Source organism: Lysinibacillus sp. VIII_CA (assembly GCF_049943995.1).
Taxonomy (GTDB): Bacteria; Bacillota; Bacilli; order Bacillales_A; family Planococcaceae; genus Lysinibacillus; species Lysinibacillus pinottii.
Window position 1 is genome coordinate 80,788 of record NZ_JBNFXM010000009.1, and the last position, 18,591, is coordinate 99,378.

An 18,591-nucleotide genomic window follows, 5' to 3' on the forward strand; every position below is an offset into this window, starting at 1 on the left:
GGGGATCAACCATGAGTCCATTATTAATTGCTAACATTGTCTTAACAGTCGTGGTTGTACTTTATGCAGTAGGATTGTTCTTCTATCTGTTGAAAACACGCTATAAGTATGTGCAGTTGGGGAAAAAGGTTGAGTTTGATGAAAGTGTAAAAGAGCGTCTTCGCTATATTATGGTCAACGTATTTGGCCAAAATAAGCTATTAAAAGATCCAAAGAGTGGTTTAATCCATGTTATGTTCTTCTATGGATTTTTAATGGTACAGCTAGGGGCAATTGATTTAATTTGGAAAGGATTAGCACCAGGCTCACATTTACCACTAGGTATTTTCTATGGAGTCTTTACATTCTTCCAAGAACTTGTGGTTTTAATGATTTTGGTAGCGGTTGTCTGGGCATTTTACCGCCGCTATGTTGAAAAGCTAGTACGTTTAAAACGTGGCTGGAAAAACGGTCTTGTATTAATTTTCATTGGTGGCTTAATGGTATCGACGTTAATTGCGAATGGTATGGGACTAATTTGGCATGGAGAGGGATTAACTTATACGGAGCCAGTCGCTTCTAGTATTGCTGCTATTTTTGGTTTCCTACCTGCGTCAGTAGCCGCTGGTGTATTTTATGTCATGTGGTGGGCACATTTATTAATTCTTTTAACATTCCTTGTGTATGTACCACAGTCTAAGCATTTCCATTTAATTGTAAGTCCGCTAAATGTTTATATGAATCGTTTAGATCGAACAGGAACTTTAGCACCCATTGATTTCGAAGCATTAGAAAATGCTGAAAGTGAAGAGGATATGCCTTCTATTGGGGTGGGACGCATACAGGACTTCACACAAAAACAAATGCTAGATTTGTATTCTTGTGTAGAATGTGGACGTTGTACAAACATGTGTCCAGCAACAGGGACAGGAAAAATGCTGTCTCCTATGGATTTAATCGTGAAATTACGAGATCATTTAACATTTACAGGTGCTGTTGTAACTAAGCAAAAGCCTTGGGTGCCTTATCAATTCTTTGCCAATACAAAGGGAAATCAGCTTGCGATGGCAGCTGGTGCTGAAGGTGCAGTGATTGAAGATATCTACAGCCCAGCATTAATTGGTGATGTGATTACAGAGGAAGAGATTTGGGCTTGTACGACTTGTCGTAACTGTGAAGATCAATGTCCAGTAATGAACGAGCATGTCGATAAAATTATTGATTTACGTCGTTATTTAACAATGACAGAGGGAAAAGTAAATCCTGATGCGCAACGTGCGATGACGAATATCGAGAGACAGGGAAATCCTTGGGGACTAAACCGTAAAGAAAAAGAAAATTGGCGTGATCTAGATCCAACTATCCATATCCCTACAGTAAAAGAATTGAAAAAGTCTGGCGAGGAAATGGAATACCTATTATGGGTTGGGTCAATGGGAGCATTTGATAACCGCTCTCAAAAAATTGCATTAGCATTCTGTCGTCTATTAAACGAAGCAGGTGTGAAGTTCGCAATTTTAGGAAATAAAGAGAAGAACTCTGGTGATACGCCTCGTCGTTTAGGAAATGAATTCTTATTCCAAGAGTTAGCTACCGCCAATATCGATGAGTTTGTTAAAAATGACGTGAAAAAAATTGTTACAATCGACCCTCATGCATACAATATCTTTAAAAATGAATACCAAGATTTTGGTTGGAAAGGCGAAGTATATCATCATACTGAATTATTAAATCAGCTGATTGAAGAGAATCGTCTAGCATTAAATCACGAGGTGCATGAAACAATAGTTTTCCATGATTCATGTTATTTAGGTCGTTACAATGATGTCTATGATGCACCACGAGAAATTTTGCGTGGCATTCCTGGAGTGAAGTTAGTCGAAATGGAACGTAATCGAGAAACAGCGATGTGCTGTGGTGCAGGTGGAGGTCTTATGTGGATGGAGGAGCATGTCGGCAATCGTATTAACGTAGCCCGTACAGAACAGGCTTTAGCAACCAATGCATCAGTTATTTCATCTGGCTGTCCTTACTGCTTAACAATGCTGGAGGATGGTACAAAGGCTAAAGAAGTGGAAGACTCGATTGGCACATTCGACGTAGCAGAGTTATTGGAGCGTTCAGTGTTTGGGGAAAAAGTAAAGACTGCCGACAACACTACTGAGGAAGTAGAAGACACAATGGAAGAAGTTGTGATGACAGTTGAAAATACAAATCAAAATGAAAATACTGAAATAAGCGCAGAAAAATGATTGCTATTGTAGAAATATTTTAGTTATCTGAAAAATATAAATTGCACAATAAAAAATTGTTTTGTAGAATAAGATTAAATGGAAATGGGAGTTGAAATAAAAACTCCCATTTTTCATCGATAGAAGTCGAGCGAGCGTTCAGTCAATAAAATGCTTCACTACTTCATCGAGAACGTAAAACAAAAGGGGTGTTTTACTTGAATAGAGCAGTAATATTAGCAGGAGCAAGAACGGCATTTGGTAAATTTGGTGGTTCTTTATCAGCAGTACATGCAAGTGATTTAGGAGCCACTGCAATTAAGGGTGCATTAGAGAAATCCAATGTGAGACTTGATGAAGTCGATGAGGTAATTTTAGGCTCGGTTTTACAAGGGGGACAGGGGCAAATTCCTTCTCGACAAGCGGCAATAAAAGCAAATTTACCAATAGGGGTAAAAACAGAAACTATTAATAAAGTCTGTGCGTCTGGGATGCGTGCAGTGACATTAGCAGATCAACTGATTCGCTTAGGGGACGAAGAAGTGATTGTAGCTGGTGGAATGGAGTCCATGTCTAATGCACCGTATTATCTGTTAAATGGTCGAACGGGCTTACGAATGGGTGATTCAACGATGGTCGATGGGATGCTTTATGATGGGCTAACATGTGCTTTCGACCCAGCAAGACCACATATGGGCAGCTATGGTAACTCGACAGCAAAAGAATTCTCTCTAAGTCGTGAGGAACAGGACGCTTGGTCAGTTCGAAGCCATGAACGTGCACTAGCAGCGATGGACAAAGGATATTTTACAGAAGAGATCGTTCCTGTTGAAATTCCTCAACGAAAAGGTGAGCCACTTGTTGTGATTAAAGATGAGGCACCAAGACCAGGTACTTCTTTAGAAATACTGGCAAAGCTTAAACCAGCCTTTGATAAGGATGGTACCATTACTGCAGGTAATGCACCTGGTGTAAATGACGGAGCATGTGCACTCGTCATGATGAACGAGGAACGTGCCATACGCGAAGGTAGAGAACCATTGGCAATAATTATAGGCCATGAAGAGCTAGCGATTGAGCCAGAAAATTTCCCTCAAACACCAGGTCTGGTCATTAATAAGCTATTGAAAAAGACGAATAAGTCATTAGCGGATATTGATTTGTTTGAAATCAATGAAGCCTTTGCAGCAGTAGCTTTAGTGAGTAAGCAGTTAGCGGATCTAGATGCAGAAAAGGTGAATGTTAATGGTGGCGCCGTTGCTTTAGGACATCCAATCGGGGCTTCTGGAGCACGTATCATTTTAACGCTTGCACAGGAATTGAAGCGTCGGGGCGGTGGTATCGGCATTGCGGCTATTTGTTCAGGTGGTGGACAAGGCGATGCAATCATGATTGAAGTACCGAAAACAGGGGGACTGAACTGATGGGAATTCAAAAAGTAATGGTCATTGGTGCAGGGCAAATGGGCTCTGGCATTGCACAGGTTTGTGCACAAGCAGGCTTTGACGTGAAATTGAACGATATTAAACAAGAGTTTTACGAGCGTGGACTAGGCGTTATTGTTAAAAACCTATCACGTGATGTTGAAAAGGGTCGTAAAACAGAGGATGAAAAGACGGCAATTCTGGGTCGCATTACGATGTCACTAGATTTACAGGATGCTAGTGATGTAGATATTGTCATTGAGGCAGCTGTAGAAAATATGGAAGTGAAGCAATCTATTTTTAAACAACTCGATCGTATTGCGCAGGCACATGCTATATTAGCTACCAATACTTCTTCACTACCTATTACAGAAATTGCCGCTGTAACAAATCGACCAGAGCAAGTTATTGGCATGCACTTTATGAATCCTGTACCTGTCATGAAGCTTGTAGAAATTATCCGTGGTTTAGCCACAACCGATGAAGTATACAAAGCGGTGGAAGAGATGACAGTCAAGTTATCGAAGACGCCAGTTGAAGTGAATGACTTTCCAGGATTCATTTCAAACCGAATTTTACTTCCGATGATTAATGAAGCTATTTATGCTTTATACGAAGGGGTAGCATCGAAAGAAGCGATTGACGATGTCATGAAGCTTGGAATGAACCATCCAATGGGACCGCTAACATTGGCGGATTTCATTGGTTTAGATACTTGTCTCTCCATTATGGAGATTTTACATGAGGGCCTAGGAGATAGTAAATATCGACCTTGTCCACTGCTTCGTAAATATGTAGCAGCTGGTTGGCTAGGAAAGAAATCTGGAAGAGGCTTTTATATTTACGAATAATCCTATGGGGATGGGGTTATCGAATTGCTACAGGACAACTTAGAGGGGTGACATAATAGATGCATTTGCAATTTACAGATGAGCAAATTATGATGCGCGATATGGTTCGTAATTTTGCTCAAGAAAAAATTCAACCATGGGTAGAGCGAATGGAAGCTGGGGAGTTTCCACGTGAGTTACTTCAGCAAATGGGTGAGCTTGGTTTAATGGGTATCACAACGCCAGAAGAGCTTGGAGGCTCTGGCATGGATTTTACGTCGTATATTATTGCGATTCATGAATTATCAAAGGTAAGCGCTGTAATGGGCGTTATTTTATCGGTGCATACCTCAGTTGGAACAAATCCAATCATTTACTTTGGGAATGAGGAGCAAAAGAAACGCTATGTACCTAAACTTGCAGCAGGGGAATATTTAGGTGCTTTTTGTTTAACAGAACCAGGTGCTGGTTCGGATGCAGGCTCTCTTCAATCAAAAGCAGTACGTGATGGTGATGAATATGTCATTAATGGCTCCAAAGTATTTATTACTAATGGTGGGGAGGCTGATGTGTATATTGTATTCGCATCAACGAATCCTGCAGAAAAAACAAGAGGCATTTCTGCTTTTATTGTGGAAAAGGGAACACCAGGCTTAATTATTGGAAAAGACGAACATAAAATGGGCTTGCATGGCTCTCGTACAGTTCAACTAACCTTTGATAATTGCCGAATCCCTGCCGACAACCTCTTAGGGGAAGAGGGAGAAGGCTTCAAAATAGCGATGGCTAATTTAGATGTGGGCCGCATTGGTATTGCGGCACAGGCTTTAGGGATAGCAGAAGCGGCACTTGAGGCAGCTTCTGCTTATGCTAAAGAACGTGTTCAATTTGGTAAACCAATTGTTGCTCAACAAGGCGTTAGCTTTAAACTTGCCGACATGGCAACAGCTGTTGAATCATCCAAACTACTAGTCTACCGTGCTGCAGATTTACGTGCAAAAGGTTTACCGTGTGGTGCAGAAGCTTCAATGGCGAAACTATTTGCATCACGAACAGCTGTCCAAACGGCGATAGAGGCTGTTCAAGTATTCGGTGGCTATGGTTATACAGAAGATTACCCAGTAGAGCGTTATTTCCGCGATGCCAAGGTAACTGAAATATATGAAGGAACAAGTGAAATTCAAAGACTAGTCATTAGTAAACATTTACTGAAATAGAGCCTGGTATAAGGTAATTGTAGCTAATACAAATGAATCAAATGTGCCAAAGAGGATGGGAATCGTTCGATATAGAAAGAGAACCGCTTAATAAAATGCTAAATCTAATTTAACATTATTCAGAGCAGAGTCTAATAAAAAGGGGAAATGGACAATGAACTTTCAGTTAACAGAAGAGCATGAGCAATTACGTGAAATGATTCGAGATTTCGCTATTAATGAAGTGGCTCCAACAGCAGCAGAACGTGATGAAAATGAAGAATTTGACCGCGCCATTTTCGATAAAATGGCGGAGCTTGGATTAACAGGTATTCCATGGCCAGAGGAATATGGCGGAGCTGGATTTGATTACCTTGCGTATGTCATTGCTGTTGAAGAATTATCGCGTGTGTGTGCATCAACAGGCGTAACATTATCTGCCCATACATCACTGGCAGGCTGGCCGCTTTATAAGTTCGGTACAGAAGAACAGAAACAAAAGTATCTTCGTCCAATGGCTGAAGGAAAGCATATTGGTGCCTACGGTTTAACAGAACCAGGATCAGGTTCTGATGCGGGTGGTATGAAAACTTACGCAAAGCGTGATGGCGATGATTATATTTTAAACGGCTCAAAAATCTTCATTACCAATGGTGGAGTAGCAGATACATATATTGTATTTGCAGTAACAGATCCTGAAGCCAAAAACGGTACATCAGCATTTATTGTTGAAGCTGGTTTTGAAGGCTTTTCGGTAGGTAAGAAGGAGAAGAAATTAGGGATTCGTTCATCTCCTACGACAGAAATTATTTTCGACAACTGTCGTGTGCCGAAAGAAAATTTACTAGGAGCTGAAGGGGAAGGCTTTAAGATTGCGATGACGACACTGGATGGTGGACGTAATGGAATTGCGGCTCAAGCTGTAGGAATTGCACAAGGAGCACTTGATGCAGCAGTTGACTATGCAAAAGAACGTGTCCAATTTGGTAAACCAATCACGGCAAATCAAGGTGTGTCCTTTAAGCTAGCGGATATGGCAACTCAAATTGAGGCATCTCGACTTCTTACATACCAAGCGGCTTGGTTAGAATCTAATAACCTACCATATGGTAAGGCATCTGCAATGGCGAAATTAATGGCTGGCGATACGGCGATGAGTGTAACGACGGAGGCGGTTCAAGTATTTGGTGGTTATGGTTATACAAAAGATTATCCAGTAGAACGCTTTATGCGTGATGCAAAAATCACACAAATTTATGAAGGTACGCAAGAGATTCAACGACTAGTTATCTCGCGTATGTTAACTAAATAATTGATGACCGAAAAAGATAAAAGGCCCCAAGTACAGTCAACTGTAAAAGATGAAAATTTAATCGCCATTCGTCGTGAGCAAATGATTCAGGGAGCTATTAAGTTATTCAAAGAAAAAGGCTTCCATCGGGCCACAACGAGAGAAATCGCAAAAGCTGCAGGCTTTAGTATCGGTACCTTATATGAGTACATTCGAACAAAAGAGGATGTTCTTTACCTTGTATGTGATAGTATCTATCATCATGCAATGGAACGACTTTCAAGTTACGAGATTAAAGCAGGAACAATCGAAGAGCTGAAGGAAATGATCCGAGAATACTTCCTTCAAATCGATAGCATGGTTGATGAGCTCACAATCATGTATCAAGAAACAAAATCATTATCAAAAGAAGCGCAACGTTATGTCTTTAGTAAAGAGTTTGAAATGGTTGCTACTTTTGAAAGATTGCTAAAGCGCTGTGTACAGTCTGGTGACATATCAATGACAGACAAGCAGATTCATTTAGCAGCCAATAATTTAGTGGTGTCTGGACAAAGTTGGGCATTCCGCAAATGGGCATTACATCGCCAACATTCAATTGATGAGTTTATCGACATGCAAATCACATTGTTCATTTCAGGCATAAAGGGGTTTTAATATTTCGTTAGGGGGTTGTCGGTAATTGCATAAAGCGACATTGCAATTGCCGGCTTTTTTTATTCATTAAGGGGAGAGAGTGGGGATTTCATATGACAAAGGTAGAAGTATATCGTCCAAAAAATCACGTACGTTTTGTGACAGCATCGAGTCTTTTTGATGGACATGATGCTTCGGTCAATATTATGCGACGCATTTTGCAATCGAGCGGTGTAGAAGTAATCCATTTAGGTCATAACCGATCAGTTGAAGAAGTCGTAAATGCTGCGATACAAGAGGATGCGCAAGGTATTGCTGTTTCTTCTTATCAAGGCGGGCATATGGAATACTTTAAATATATGTATGATTTACTGCGTGAAAAAGGGGCACCACATATAAAAATATATGGCGGTGGGGGTGGAGTAATTCTACCGCGTGAAATAAAAGAGCTTCATTCTTACGGCATTGCAGGAATTTTCTCGCCAGAGGATGGCCGTGTTTTAGGGCTTCAAGGAATGATTAATGAGCAAATTAAAGGAACAGATTTTCCTACTGCAACTGGTAGCTATTTAGAAAAATTAGAGTCTTTAACAACAGAGACTCCAGAAATTTTAGCTAATTTAATTACAGCTGCCGAGTCAAATGACGATGAAGACACGAAAAAAATGCTGGAGGAAGCACGGAAGCGTTCAAAAGGAACACCTGTTATGGGAATCACCGGAACAGGGGGAGCAGGTAAATCTTCATTAACGGATGAACTAATCCGCCGCTTCTTAAAAGAATTCCCGGAAAAACGTGTGGCAATTTTGTCCGTCGATCCAACAAAGCAAAAAACGGGTGGGGCATTACTTGGAGATCGTATTCGTATGAATGCCATCTTTAATAACCGTGTCTATATGCGTAGCTTAGCCACACGAGGCTCTCGTACGGAATTAACCGCATCCATTGGGGACGTAATAGATGTAGTACGTGTAGCAGGTTATGATTTAATTATCGTTGAAACAAGTGGTATTGGTCAGGGTGATGCCGAGATTACAAAATATACCGATTTATCGATGTATGTGATGACTAGTGAGTTCGGTGCACCAACACAGCTTGAGAAGATTGATATGATTGATTTTGCAGATGTTATTGCTATTAATAAATTCGAGCGTAAAGGTTCAGAGGACGCACTACGCCAAGTACAAAAACAATATCAGCGTTCGCGAGAACTTTGGGATGAATCACTTGATAATATGCCAGTTTACGGTACAATTGCTAGCCAATTTAATGATAAAGGAACAAATGCATTATTTGCCGCGCTAGTGCAAATCATTAACCAAAAAGTGGGTAGCGATTGGGAAACGAGCTATGAGCAATTTGCTAAAACACAAAAGCAAGATGTAATTATTCCAAATGATCGTCGTTATTATTTACGAGAGCTTACTGATACAGTGCGTGGCTATCATAAAAAAACAGAGCAGCAGGTAGCATTTGCTCGTCGTCTATTCCAATTAGAGGGGGCTATCGCTGCTGTTAAGGAAAAAGCACCGGATGATGCACTTATCACATCGCTTAATTCTTTAGCAGAAGGTGTCCGAGACGAATTAACGGCTGAATCCAAGCGTATATTAGACAATTGGCAAGCTTTAAAGGATGCGTATGCTGGGGATGAATTTGTGACGAAAGTTCGTGATAAAGAGATTCGCACAATATTGAAGACAACAAGTCTTTCAGGTACGAAAATTCCAAAGGTTGTATTACCAAAATTTGAAGACTACGGTGAAATTTTGCGCTGGGTTTATAAAGAAAATGTGCCTGGTGAATTTCCTTATACGGCCGGTGTTTTCCAATTCAAACGCGAGGGAGAAGATCCGAAGCGCCAATTTGCTGGTGAAGGGACACCAGAGCGTACAAATAAACGCTTCCACTATTTATCGAAGGACGATGACGCGAAACGTTTATCTACAGCATTTGATTCCGTAACATTGTACGGGGAGGACCCGGATTATCGACCAGATATTTATGGTAAAGTTGGAGAATCGGGTGTATCAATTTGTACGTTAGAGGATATGAAAAAACTGTATGCAGGCTTTGATTTATGTGCACCATCTACATCTGTATCTATGACAATCAATGGTCCAGCACCTATCATTTTGGCTATGTTCATGAATACAGCGATTGATCAGCAAATAAAATTACGTGAGCAAGAGTTAGGGCGTACTTTGACAGTTGAAGAATTTACAGAGACACGTGAAAAAACACTACAGGTCGTTCGTGGAACAGTGCAAGCAGACATCCTGAAAGAAGATCAAGGTCAAAATACATGTATTTTTTCTACAGAATTTGCCTTACGTATGATGGGGGATATTCAGCAATACTTTATTGACCATAAGGTTCGCAACTACTACTCCGTTTCGATTTCTGGTTATCATATTGCGGAGGCGGGAGCAAATCCTATTTCTCAATTAGCCTTTACTTTAGCGAATGGTTTCACGTATGTAGAATATTATTTAAGCCGAGGCATGAATATTAATGACTTCGCGCCTAACTTATCGTTCTTCTTCTCCAATGGACTTGATCCGGAATATACAGTTATCGGACGTGTAGCTCGTCGTATTTGGGCGATTGTGATGCGTGATAAATATGGTGCAAATGAGCGTGCCCAAAAGCTAAAATATCACATTCAAACTTCAGGTCGTAGTCTACATGCGCAGGAGATTGATTTTAATGATATTCGTACAACATTACAGGCTTTGATGGCCTTACAGGATAACTGTAACTCCCTGCATACAAATGCCTATGATGAGGCGATTACAACACCTACTGAGGAATCTGTACGTCGTGCAATGGCTATTCAAATGATTATTACGAAAGAGCATGGTTTAGCGAAAAACGAAAATCCACTTCAAGGTGCATTTATTGTGGAAGAGCTGACAGATCTTGTAGAGGAGGCTGTCCTCGAAGAATTTGATCGCATCAATGATCGTGGTGGCGTGTTAGGAGCCATGGAGACGCAATATCAGCGAGGGAAAATCCAAGAGGAGTCCATGCATTATGAAATGTTAAAACATTCAGGGGAGTTACCGATTATCGGGGTTAATACTTACTTGAACCCAAACCCAGCTTCTGATGCTGATATTGATAATATGGAAATTGCTCGTGCATCGACGGAAGAGAAGGAAACACAAATTCACAATTTACAAGCTTTCTGGAAGGCCAATGAAGCTAAAAGCGAGGCGGCCATTAAACGATTACAAGAGGTAGCTGTTCATAATGGAAATATCTTCGCGGAATTAATGGAAACTGTCAAAGTAGCTAGCTTGGGACAAATTACGAAAGCTTTATATGAAGTTGGTGGACAATATCGTCGTAATATGTAGACAGAGATAAACAATTTTACACGTTTACAAATACTTTTTTAATGTATAAGCTTCTCTAGTTTTTTAGTGTCTAGTCTTAGGATTAGGCACTTCTTTTTTTTTTCGCTATAATAGAAATGTAAAAAAAAGGGGAGGCGCGGTAGAGGATGAAATCAGCTATTCACTACATAATTGTATTAGCTTTAGTATTGGGAGCCATTTTCCTGTATAATAAGCAAATTGGCGCTATTCCTTTACTACTATTATCTGTCTATTTGTTTTATCTTGGCATTAAAAAAATGCGTAATATAAAAAACAGTAATTGAAGCTAGCAAAGGGGCTAAAACTTTGTATATAATGGGTATTATGCTTATTGTATGGAAAGTACCTTTTGCGTGGCCATTTTGCTGCGCTTGGAAAATAAAGCACCATGTAATTTTAAAACGTCCATTGTGATGAGGGAAAGGAAGTGCACGAATTGAATTTTCGTGAAATGACAAAGGAACAATTAACAGAAGAGTCGTTAATTAACTTAGCGTATGTAATTTTAAATGAAAAACGTGCCTCAGTAACTTTTAATGATTTGTTAAAAATAATTCAAGAGCTTGTAGGCTACAGTGATGAAGAAATTAAATCCCGCCTACTACAATTTTACACAGATCTTAATGTAGATGGCCGCTTCTTATATAACCAAGAAACAGGCTGGGGCTTACGTGAATGGTTTAAAGTAGAGCAGATTGAGGAAGAAACAGCACCGTCTGTTAAAACTCAAAAGAAAAAATCTAAAGCTTCTGCGGATGAAGATGATGATCTAGAAGAAGATATCGATTTGGATGAAGAAGATATCGACTTCGACGAGGACTATGAAGAATTCGTGGATGAAGAAGAGATAGACGAAGAAGATGAAGATAAAGAAGATATTGATTTTGATGAAGACGAAGATTTAGAAGATATTGAAGAAATCGATGAAGAGTTTATTGATGAAGAAGAAGAGGAGTTCGAAGAAGAAGAGGAAGAAATCTAAAACCTCACTCTTAGAATTTTCTTACTTTTATGCTTGATGTAAAAATTCTTGACTTCTATCACGGTTACGTTTAATCTTTTACTTGGGCTCCTTAAAAAAAGGAGAAAGACCGTGTATATAATACGCTCCCCCTGCAGACCTTGCAGGAGGAGCGTTTTTTTTGTTTTTAACTTTATTCAGACTAGCTCTCCCATACTTTTTGCGCGGATATGAATATAAATGTTTTAAAGTATTCATGATGTATAGTAAACGGTGACTGAATAAATGTTAAAGTTTTAAGGTTTAAAGGAAAGTGGAAAAGAGATAGAAACGATGACAGCTTCGAATCGACTACAAATTTGTAGACATTCTCGGCTTTTCTTTTTTTAGGGTGTTTGACTGTCAGATGTTCTAATCCCTAACAAAACAACTTATCTAGCAATTCTAAAGGAGGAATTTTTTCATGACGAAGTATATTTTTGTAACAGGTGGGGTTGTATCATCACTTGGAAAAGGGATTGTTGCAGCATCTCTAGGCCGTTTATTAAAAAACCGCGGTTTAGAAGTTACGATTCAAAAATTTGACCCATATATTAATATCGATCCAGGTACAATGAGTCCTTATCAACATGGTGAGGTTTTTGTAACAGATGATGGTGCTGAGGCTGACTTAGATTTAGGACATTATGAACGTTTTATTGATATTAACCTAGGAAAGCATTCTACAGTAACTTCAGGTCGTGTGTATCAATCTGTATTACAGAAGGAACGTCGTGGTGATTACAACGGTGGTACTGTACAAGTTATTCCTCACATTACAAATGAAATTAAAGATCGTATCCAACGTGCTGGTCGCGAGACAAATGCAGACGTTGTTATTACAGAAGTAGGTGGAACAGTAGGCGATATTGAATCCTTACCTTTCCTTGAAGCTATCCGTCAAATGAAAACTAATTTAGGTCATAACAATGTAATGTATATCCACTGTACATTGATTCCTTATATTAAAGCAGCTGGTGAACTAAAAACAAAGCCAACTCAGCATTCCGTAAAAGAGTTACGTTCTTTAGGTATTCAACCAAATATTATCGTTGTGCGTACTGAACAAGAGGTTCCACAAGATATGAAAGAGAAATTAGCTTTATTCTGTGATGTTCAACCACATGAAATTATTGAATCACGTGATGCGGAGCATTTATATGAAGTACCATTAAACCTACATGCCCAAGATATTGATGATATCGTTCTTGACCATTTTGGTATTACAGCTCCAGAAGCTGATATGGAAGAATGGCGTGAGCTGGTAGACAAAGTGAAAAACTTACCAAACAAAAGAAAAGTAGCGTTAGTCGGGAAATATGTAGAACTACAGGATGCTTATATTTCAGTGGTAGAAGCATTGAAGCATGCAGGCTATGTTTATAATTCTGATATTGAAATTGACTGGATTAATGCAGAACATGTCAATGCTGATAATGTAGCTGCACTATTAAAAGATGCTGATGCGATTTTAGTACCAGGTGGCTTCGGTGATCGTGGTGTAGAAGGGAAAATTTTAGCAACGCAATTTGCGCGTGAAAATAATGTACCTTTCTTAGGTATCTGCTTAGGTATGCAGCTTGCAACAATTGAATATGCACGTAATGTACTAGGCCTAAAAGGTGCTCATTCTACAGAGCTTGATGCAAACACAGAGTACCCAATTATCGACTTCTTACCAGATCAAAATGATAGTGTAGACATTGGCGGAACATTACGTTTAGGATTATACCCATGTAAATTAAAAGACGGATCTAAGGCAAGTGAAGCATATGGCAAAGAGCTTGTTTATGAGCGTCATCGTCATCGTTATGAATTTAACAATGAATATCGTGAAGCAATGGAAGCAGCTGGTCTTGTCTTCTCAGGTACAAGCCCTGATGGTAAGCTAGTTGAAATTATTGAGCTACCAGAGAATAATTTCTTTGTAGCATGTCAATTCCACCCAGAGTTAGTGTCACGACCAAATCGTCCACAACCTCTGTTCCGTGACTTTATCGGCGCAACATTTAAATAAACAAAAAAGAGTTGTCTCGGAATATGAGACAACTCTTTTTAATTGAATTATTACAATTCTTCCTCATCAAAACCAAGCATATCATCATAGGCCATTTTGACAGCCTCATAAACAAAAAGCCCTGCAAGTGCATGTGGTACAACTATCCGTTGACCTAAATCATTTGGCAATAAACCACCCTTTATACGAGTAGAAACATACGTATAGGCTAAGTCCATAAGAGGGTTTTCTGCACTGGCTGGTTCACTTGCAACAGCAGCGAAGGGAATAAATTGTGTATTTAATTTCTGAGCTAAAGCTAGTGCTTCTTCATCGTGTGCACTACGAGTAAAAATGCAAACTCGATCAGCTTCTGTTAAGTTTGTATCAGAAGTCCAAGGCGCTAACTTACTAAATGGTTCCACTGCTTGCAGAGCATTTAATTCCACTGTCTGCATTTCTCCAAAGCAAGCGAAATAGACATTACCTTCGCCAATTGCAGCTTGTGCCAATAGCCTTGCAGTCTCCTCGATAGCATCCTCTTCATTTTGTGTAATTCTTTGTAATAATCCACTTACTTGTGTTGTTAGAATTTTTGACATGATCCCACCTCTACCCATATTATAGGGGTGAAAAAGGTAGAAAGCAAAAGCAGATAATTTATAATACTAGAAGGTATTAAGCTGAAAAAGTAGAATTATACATAATAAAGAATATTTTTGTGTAAGAATAAAATATAAAAAGGGCGGAATGAAATGTGAAACGATTACTAATTGTCGATGATCAGCAGGGAATTCGTTTGCTTTTAAATGAAGTGCTGAAAAAGGAAGGATATGTTACATATTTAGCAGCCAATGGCTTAGAGGCATTAAAGTATGCAGATGAACAAGACATGGATTGCGTATTACTAGATATGAAGATACCCGGAATGGATGGTATCGAAATTTTAAGACGTTTAAAAGAAAAGTTCCCAAAGCTTCCTGTATTTATGATGACAGCGTATGGCGAGCTAGATGTTGTACAAGAAGCTTTAAATCTAGGAGCGATTCGTTACTTTACGAAGCCTTTTGATATTTTTGAAGTACGTGATGAAGTCAACAAAGCGTTACAAGCATAAAGAACAGGCAGTGAGTACACGCCTGTTTTCTTTATGCTTAAAAAAAGAGGGAGATTTTTTCAGGTTCAAGCGCTGTGGTTTAGTTGCCTACACATTGGTGTACACTGCCGCTTTGTTGGACTGCGCTTTCATGTAGAAAATAATAGCCCTGCTTTTCAGGTTCAAGCGCTGTGGTTTAGTTACCTACACATTGGTGTACACTTCCGCTTTGTTGGACTGCGCTTTCATGTAGAAAATAATAGCCCCTGCTTTTCAGGTTCAAGCGCCGTCGTTACGTTGCACTGCACTTTGTCGACACTGCCGCTACGTTGCACTGCGCTTTCGTGTAGAAAATAATAGCCCCTGCTTTTCAGGGGCTATTATTTTTGCTATGATTGAGGAGCATATTTATGTAGAAAGAATAGTCCTAAGAGGAGGATTTTTAGTATGGCATTAGTATCTATGAAAGAGATGTTAATTAAAGCAAAAGCAGAGGGTTATGCTGTTGGTCAATTCAACATTAACAACCTTGAGTGGACACAAGCAATTTTACAAGCAGCTGAAGAAGAAAAATCTCCAGTGATTCTTGGTGTATCTGAAGGTGCAGGGAAATACATGGGCGGATTTATTTCTGTTGTTCACATGGTAAAGGGTTTAATGGAATCCTACGGTACTACAGTTCCAGTAGCCATTCATCTTGACCATGGTTCTAGCTTTGCAAAATGTAAAGAGGCAATTGATGCAGGCTTTACTTCTGTGATGATTGATGCTTCACACCATCCATTTGAGGAAAATGTGAAAATTACTTCAGAAGTAGTAGAATATGCACATGCTAAAGGCGTTTCTGTAGAAGCGGAATTAGGAACAGTTGGTGGAGATGAAGATGGCGTAATCGGCGGTATTATTTATGCTAACCCTGAAGAATGCCGTAAAATGGTTGAGCTTACAGACATCGACTGCTTAGCGCCAGCACTTGGCTCAGTACATGGTCCTTACAAAGGAGAACCAAATCTAGGCTTCAAGGAAATGGAAGAAATCTCTAAATTGGCAGATCTTCCGTTAGTATTACATGGTGGTACAGGTATTCCAACAAAAGATATCCAACGTTCTATTTCATTAGGTACAGCAAAAATTAACGTTAATACTGAAAATCAAATTGAAGCAACAAAAGCAATCCGTGAGATTCTTGACAATGACAAAGTTGTTTACGATCCTCGTAAATTCCTTGGTCCTGCAAGAGAAGCAATTAAAGCAACGGTTATTGGTAAAATTCGCGAATTTGGTAGTGCACAAAAAGCATAATTTTTGCATTTAATATGTTACAAAAGCATAGATAAATACACATAATAAGAGAAGTGTTGATGCTTTCAATCGACCTTCTCTTGTTTTTGAAATAAAGAAATTTTGGAAAAATATTTAATAATATAAGATAAATGATCAGGAGGAAATAATATGAAATTTTTTATTGATACAGCAAATTTTGAAGAGATTAAAGAGGCACATGCATGGGGGATTTTATCAGGAGTTACAACAAACCCATCATTAGTGGCTAAAGAAGAAAATGTTTCTTTCCATGATCGTCTTCGTGAAATTGCTGAGCTTGTCGATGGCTCGGTAAGCGGAGAAGTTATTGCATTGGATGCAGAAGGAATGATTAAAGAGGGCTTGGAATTAGCTGCTATTGCTCCTAACATTACAGTGAAACTACCAATGACTCCAGCGGGATTAGAAGCTTGTCGTTTCTTTGCAAACAAAGGAATTAAAACAAACGTAACATTAATTTTTAGTGCAAACCAAGCATTAATGGCTGCGCGTGCAGGTGCTACATATGTATCACCATTTATCGGCCGTTTAGATGACATTGGTCAAAATGGTGTAGAGCTAATTGAAACAATTGCTGACATGTTTACAATTCATAATATTGATACACAAATTATTGCTGCCTCTGTTCGTCACCCTCAGCACGTTACGGCTGCAGCTTTAGCTGGCGCGCATATTTCAACAACTCCATTTAAAGTTTTAAAACAACTTTTCCACCATCCATTAACGGAAAAAGGAATTGAAGGATTTTTAGCGGATTGGAATAAGAGAAAAGGCGAATAATAAGAATATACAGTGAGCCAATTGCAAAAAATACTACTTTCCAATCATGAGGGAGAACGCAAAATGGATGTTTATAAAATTACTGGCGAAAATCGTCTACAAGGTACAATTAAAGTTAGTGGTGCAAAAAATAGTGCAGTCGCCTTAATTCCTGCATCAATTTTGGCGAACTCTCCAGTGACTATTGGAGGGATACCAGAAATTTCAGATGCATGGACGTTAAAGGCTTTATTAGAGGAAATTGGTGGGGAAGTATCGTTTGAGGATGGGAAGATGACAATCGATCCAACAGACATGATTGCATTACCATTACCAAACGGCAATGTTAAAAAGTTACGTGCCTCTTATTATTTAATGGGGGCCATGCTAGGGCGTTTCAAGAAAGCTGTCATTGGTTTACCTGGTGGCTGTTTCTTGGGTCCTCGACCAATTGATCAACATATAAAGGGCTTTGAAGCATTAGGCGCTAAAATTACGAATGAACATGGCGCAATTTATTTACGTGCAGATGAGTTGATTGGGGCTAAAATTTATTTAGATGTCGCAAGTGTCGGTGCAACGATTAACATCATGTTAGCTGCTGTCCTTGCGAAGGGTCGTACCGTTATAGAAAATGCAGCGAAGGAACCTGAAATTATTGATGTAGCAACACTATTAACAAATATGGGGGCCAATATTAAAGGGGCAGGTACAAGTGTCATCCGTATTGAAGGGGTAGAAGAACTACATGGTACAGAGCATACGATTATACCAGATCGCATTGAAGCGGCGACATTTATGATAATGGCCGCAGCCGTAGGTGATGGTATTACAATTGATAATGTAATTCCACTGCATTTAGAAGCAATTATAGCGAAGCTTCGTGAAATGGGTGTGAAGATTGAAATTGGTGAAGAAAGTATTTATGTACCAAAAACAGACCTTTCCACTTTGCAAGCTGTTGATGTAAAAACATTGGTGTATCCTGGTTTCCCAACCGATATTCAGCAACCACTTGCTGTGTTAATGTCACAGGCATTCGGTTCCTCAAAAGTAACAGATACTATTTATACAGCTCGATTTAAACATATTGATGAGCTTCGTCGTATGAATGCTGATGCTCGTGTAGAAGGCAATACGGCCATTATTAAAGGGCCAAGTAGACTACACGGCTCAACAGTAACAGCTACAGATCTACGCGCAGGTGCAGCTTTAGTTTTAGCTGGTCTATTAGCTGAAGGCGAAACGGAAGTGCAAGATATCTATCATATCGAACGTGGCTATAGCTCACTTATTGAGAAATTACGTGATTTAGGCGCTGATATTCGACGTGAAACAATCCTGGCACGCGTAGCTGAGACAAAGGAATAATGAGAGCTAAAAGTTTTCACTCAATTATGTTACAATAGAGGTAATTTGAATGTTTCGGTATGAAAAACGGCCGATA

14 protein-coding genes are annotated in these 18,591 nt (G+C 39.4%); 13 read left to right on the plus strand and 1 reads right to left on the minus strand.

What is annotated here, in order from left to right; all coding sequences use genetic code 11:
• The first annotated feature begins 11 nt into the window (after positions 1 to 11).
• The 9 genes from ACP3VS_RS13830 (at position 12) to ACP3VS_RS13870 (ending at position 13,987) form a co-directional block, all read left to right on the plus strand.
• On the plus strand, positions 12 to 2,231 hold the full coding sequence (locus ACP3VS_RS13830; protein ID WP_031418479.1) for a heterodisulfide reductase-related iron-sulfur binding cluster: 2,220 nt from the start codon (positions 12 to 14) through the stop codon (positions 2,229 to 2,231).
• A gap of 197 nt (positions 2,232 to 2,428) precedes the next feature.
• Entirely contained in the window at positions 2,429 to 3,634 is a 1,206-nt protein-coding gene (locus tag ACP3VS_RS13835) for an acetyl-CoA C-acetyltransferase (RefSeq protein ID WP_200990840.1), read from the plus strand.
• A complete protein-coding gene (locus tag ACP3VS_RS13840) occupies positions 3,634 to 4,485 on the plus strand; it encodes a 3-hydroxybutyryl-CoA dehydrogenase (protein WP_012292727.1) in 852 nt (283 codons plus the stop codon). Before ACP3VS_RS13835 ends, ACP3VS_RS13840 begins: the two co-directional genes overlap by 1 nt.
• Before the next feature lie 59 nt (positions 4,486 to 4,544).
• Positions 4,545 to 5,681: an acyl-CoA dehydrogenase gene (locus ACP3VS_RS13845; RefSeq protein ID WP_099806121.1), complete on the plus strand. Its 1,137-nt coding sequence runs from the start codon at positions 4,545 to 4,547 to the stop codon at positions 5,679 to 5,681.
• Positions 5,682 to 5,835: 154 nt separating this feature from the next.
• Positions 5,836 to 6,972 (plus strand): acyl-CoA dehydrogenase, encoded by a 1,137-nt coding sequence (locus ACP3VS_RS13850; protein ID WP_031418482.1) that lies wholly within the window; start codon positions 5,836 to 5,838, stop codon positions 6,970 to 6,972.
• Between the two features lie 3 nt (positions 6,973 to 6,975).
• Entirely contained in the window at positions 6,976 to 7,608 is a 633-nt protein-coding gene (locus ACP3VS_RS13855; RefSeq protein WP_012292730.1) for a TetR/AcrR family transcriptional regulator, read from the plus strand.
• Positions 7,609 to 7,700: 92 nt separating this feature from the next.
• Positions 7,701 to 10,949, plus strand: coding sequence for a fused isobutyryl-CoA mutase/GTPase IcmF (icmF, locus tag ACP3VS_RS13860; RefSeq protein ID WP_332292599.1), 3,249 nt, complete (start codon positions 7,701 to 7,703; stop codon positions 10,947 to 10,949).
• Positions 10,950 to 11,406: 457 nt separating this feature from the next.
• A complete protein-coding gene (rpoE, locus tag ACP3VS_RS13865) occupies positions 11,407 to 11,952 on the plus strand; it encodes a DNA-directed RNA polymerase subunit delta (protein WP_031418485.1) in 546 nt (181 codons plus the stop codon).
• A 442-nt stretch (positions 11,953 to 12,394) separates the two neighbouring features.
• The gene (locus ACP3VS_RS13870) at positions 12,395 to 13,987 is read left to right on the plus strand and encodes a CTP synthase (protein WP_012292734.1); all 1,593 of its coding nucleotides are present in this window, start codon (positions 12,395 to 12,397) and stop codon (positions 13,985 to 13,987) included.
• A gap of 50 nt (positions 13,988 to 14,037) precedes the next feature.
• Here the strand turns inward: ACP3VS_RS13870 and ACP3VS_RS13875 are convergent, their stop codons facing one another.
• Positions 14,038 to 14,568, minus strand: a complete 531-nt coding sequence (locus tag ACP3VS_RS13875) for a DUF2529 family protein (protein WP_031418486.1) — start codon at positions 14,566 to 14,568, stop codon at positions 14,038 to 14,040.
• 155 nt (positions 14,569 to 14,723) lie between these two features.
• Here ACP3VS_RS13875 and ACP3VS_RS13880 point away from each other — a divergent pair, with 155 nt between their 5' ends.
• From ACP3VS_RS13880 to ACP3VS_RS13895, 4 genes are all read left to right on the plus strand, one after another.
• Positions 14,724 to 15,083 (plus strand): response regulator, encoded by a 360-nt coding sequence (locus tag ACP3VS_RS13880; protein ID WP_012292736.1) that lies wholly within the window; start codon positions 14,724 to 14,726, stop codon positions 15,081 to 15,083.
• 426 nt (positions 15,084 to 15,509) lie between these two features.
• Positions 15,510 to 16,364 carry a class II fructose-bisphosphate aldolase gene (locus tag ACP3VS_RS13885; protein ID WP_012292737.1) on the plus strand — a complete coding sequence of 285 codons (855 nt, stop codon included), beginning with the start codon at positions 15,510 to 15,512 and terminating at the stop codon, positions 16,362 to 16,364.
• Between the two features lie 150 nt (positions 16,365 to 16,514).
• Positions 16,515 to 17,165 (plus strand): fructose-6-phosphate aldolase, encoded by a 651-nt coding sequence (gene fsa / locus ACP3VS_RS13890; RefSeq protein WP_012292738.1) that lies wholly within the window; start codon positions 16,515 to 16,517, stop codon positions 17,163 to 17,165.
• Positions 17,166 to 17,228: 63 nt separating this feature from the next.
• Positions 17,229 to 18,515 carry a UDP-N-acetylglucosamine 1-carboxyvinyltransferase gene (locus ACP3VS_RS13895; RefSeq protein ID WP_036123013.1) on the plus strand — a complete coding sequence of 429 codons (1,287 nt, stop codon included), beginning with the start codon at positions 17,229 to 17,231 and terminating at the stop codon, positions 18,513 to 18,515.
• Positions 18,516 to 18,591 lie beyond the last annotated feature (76 nt).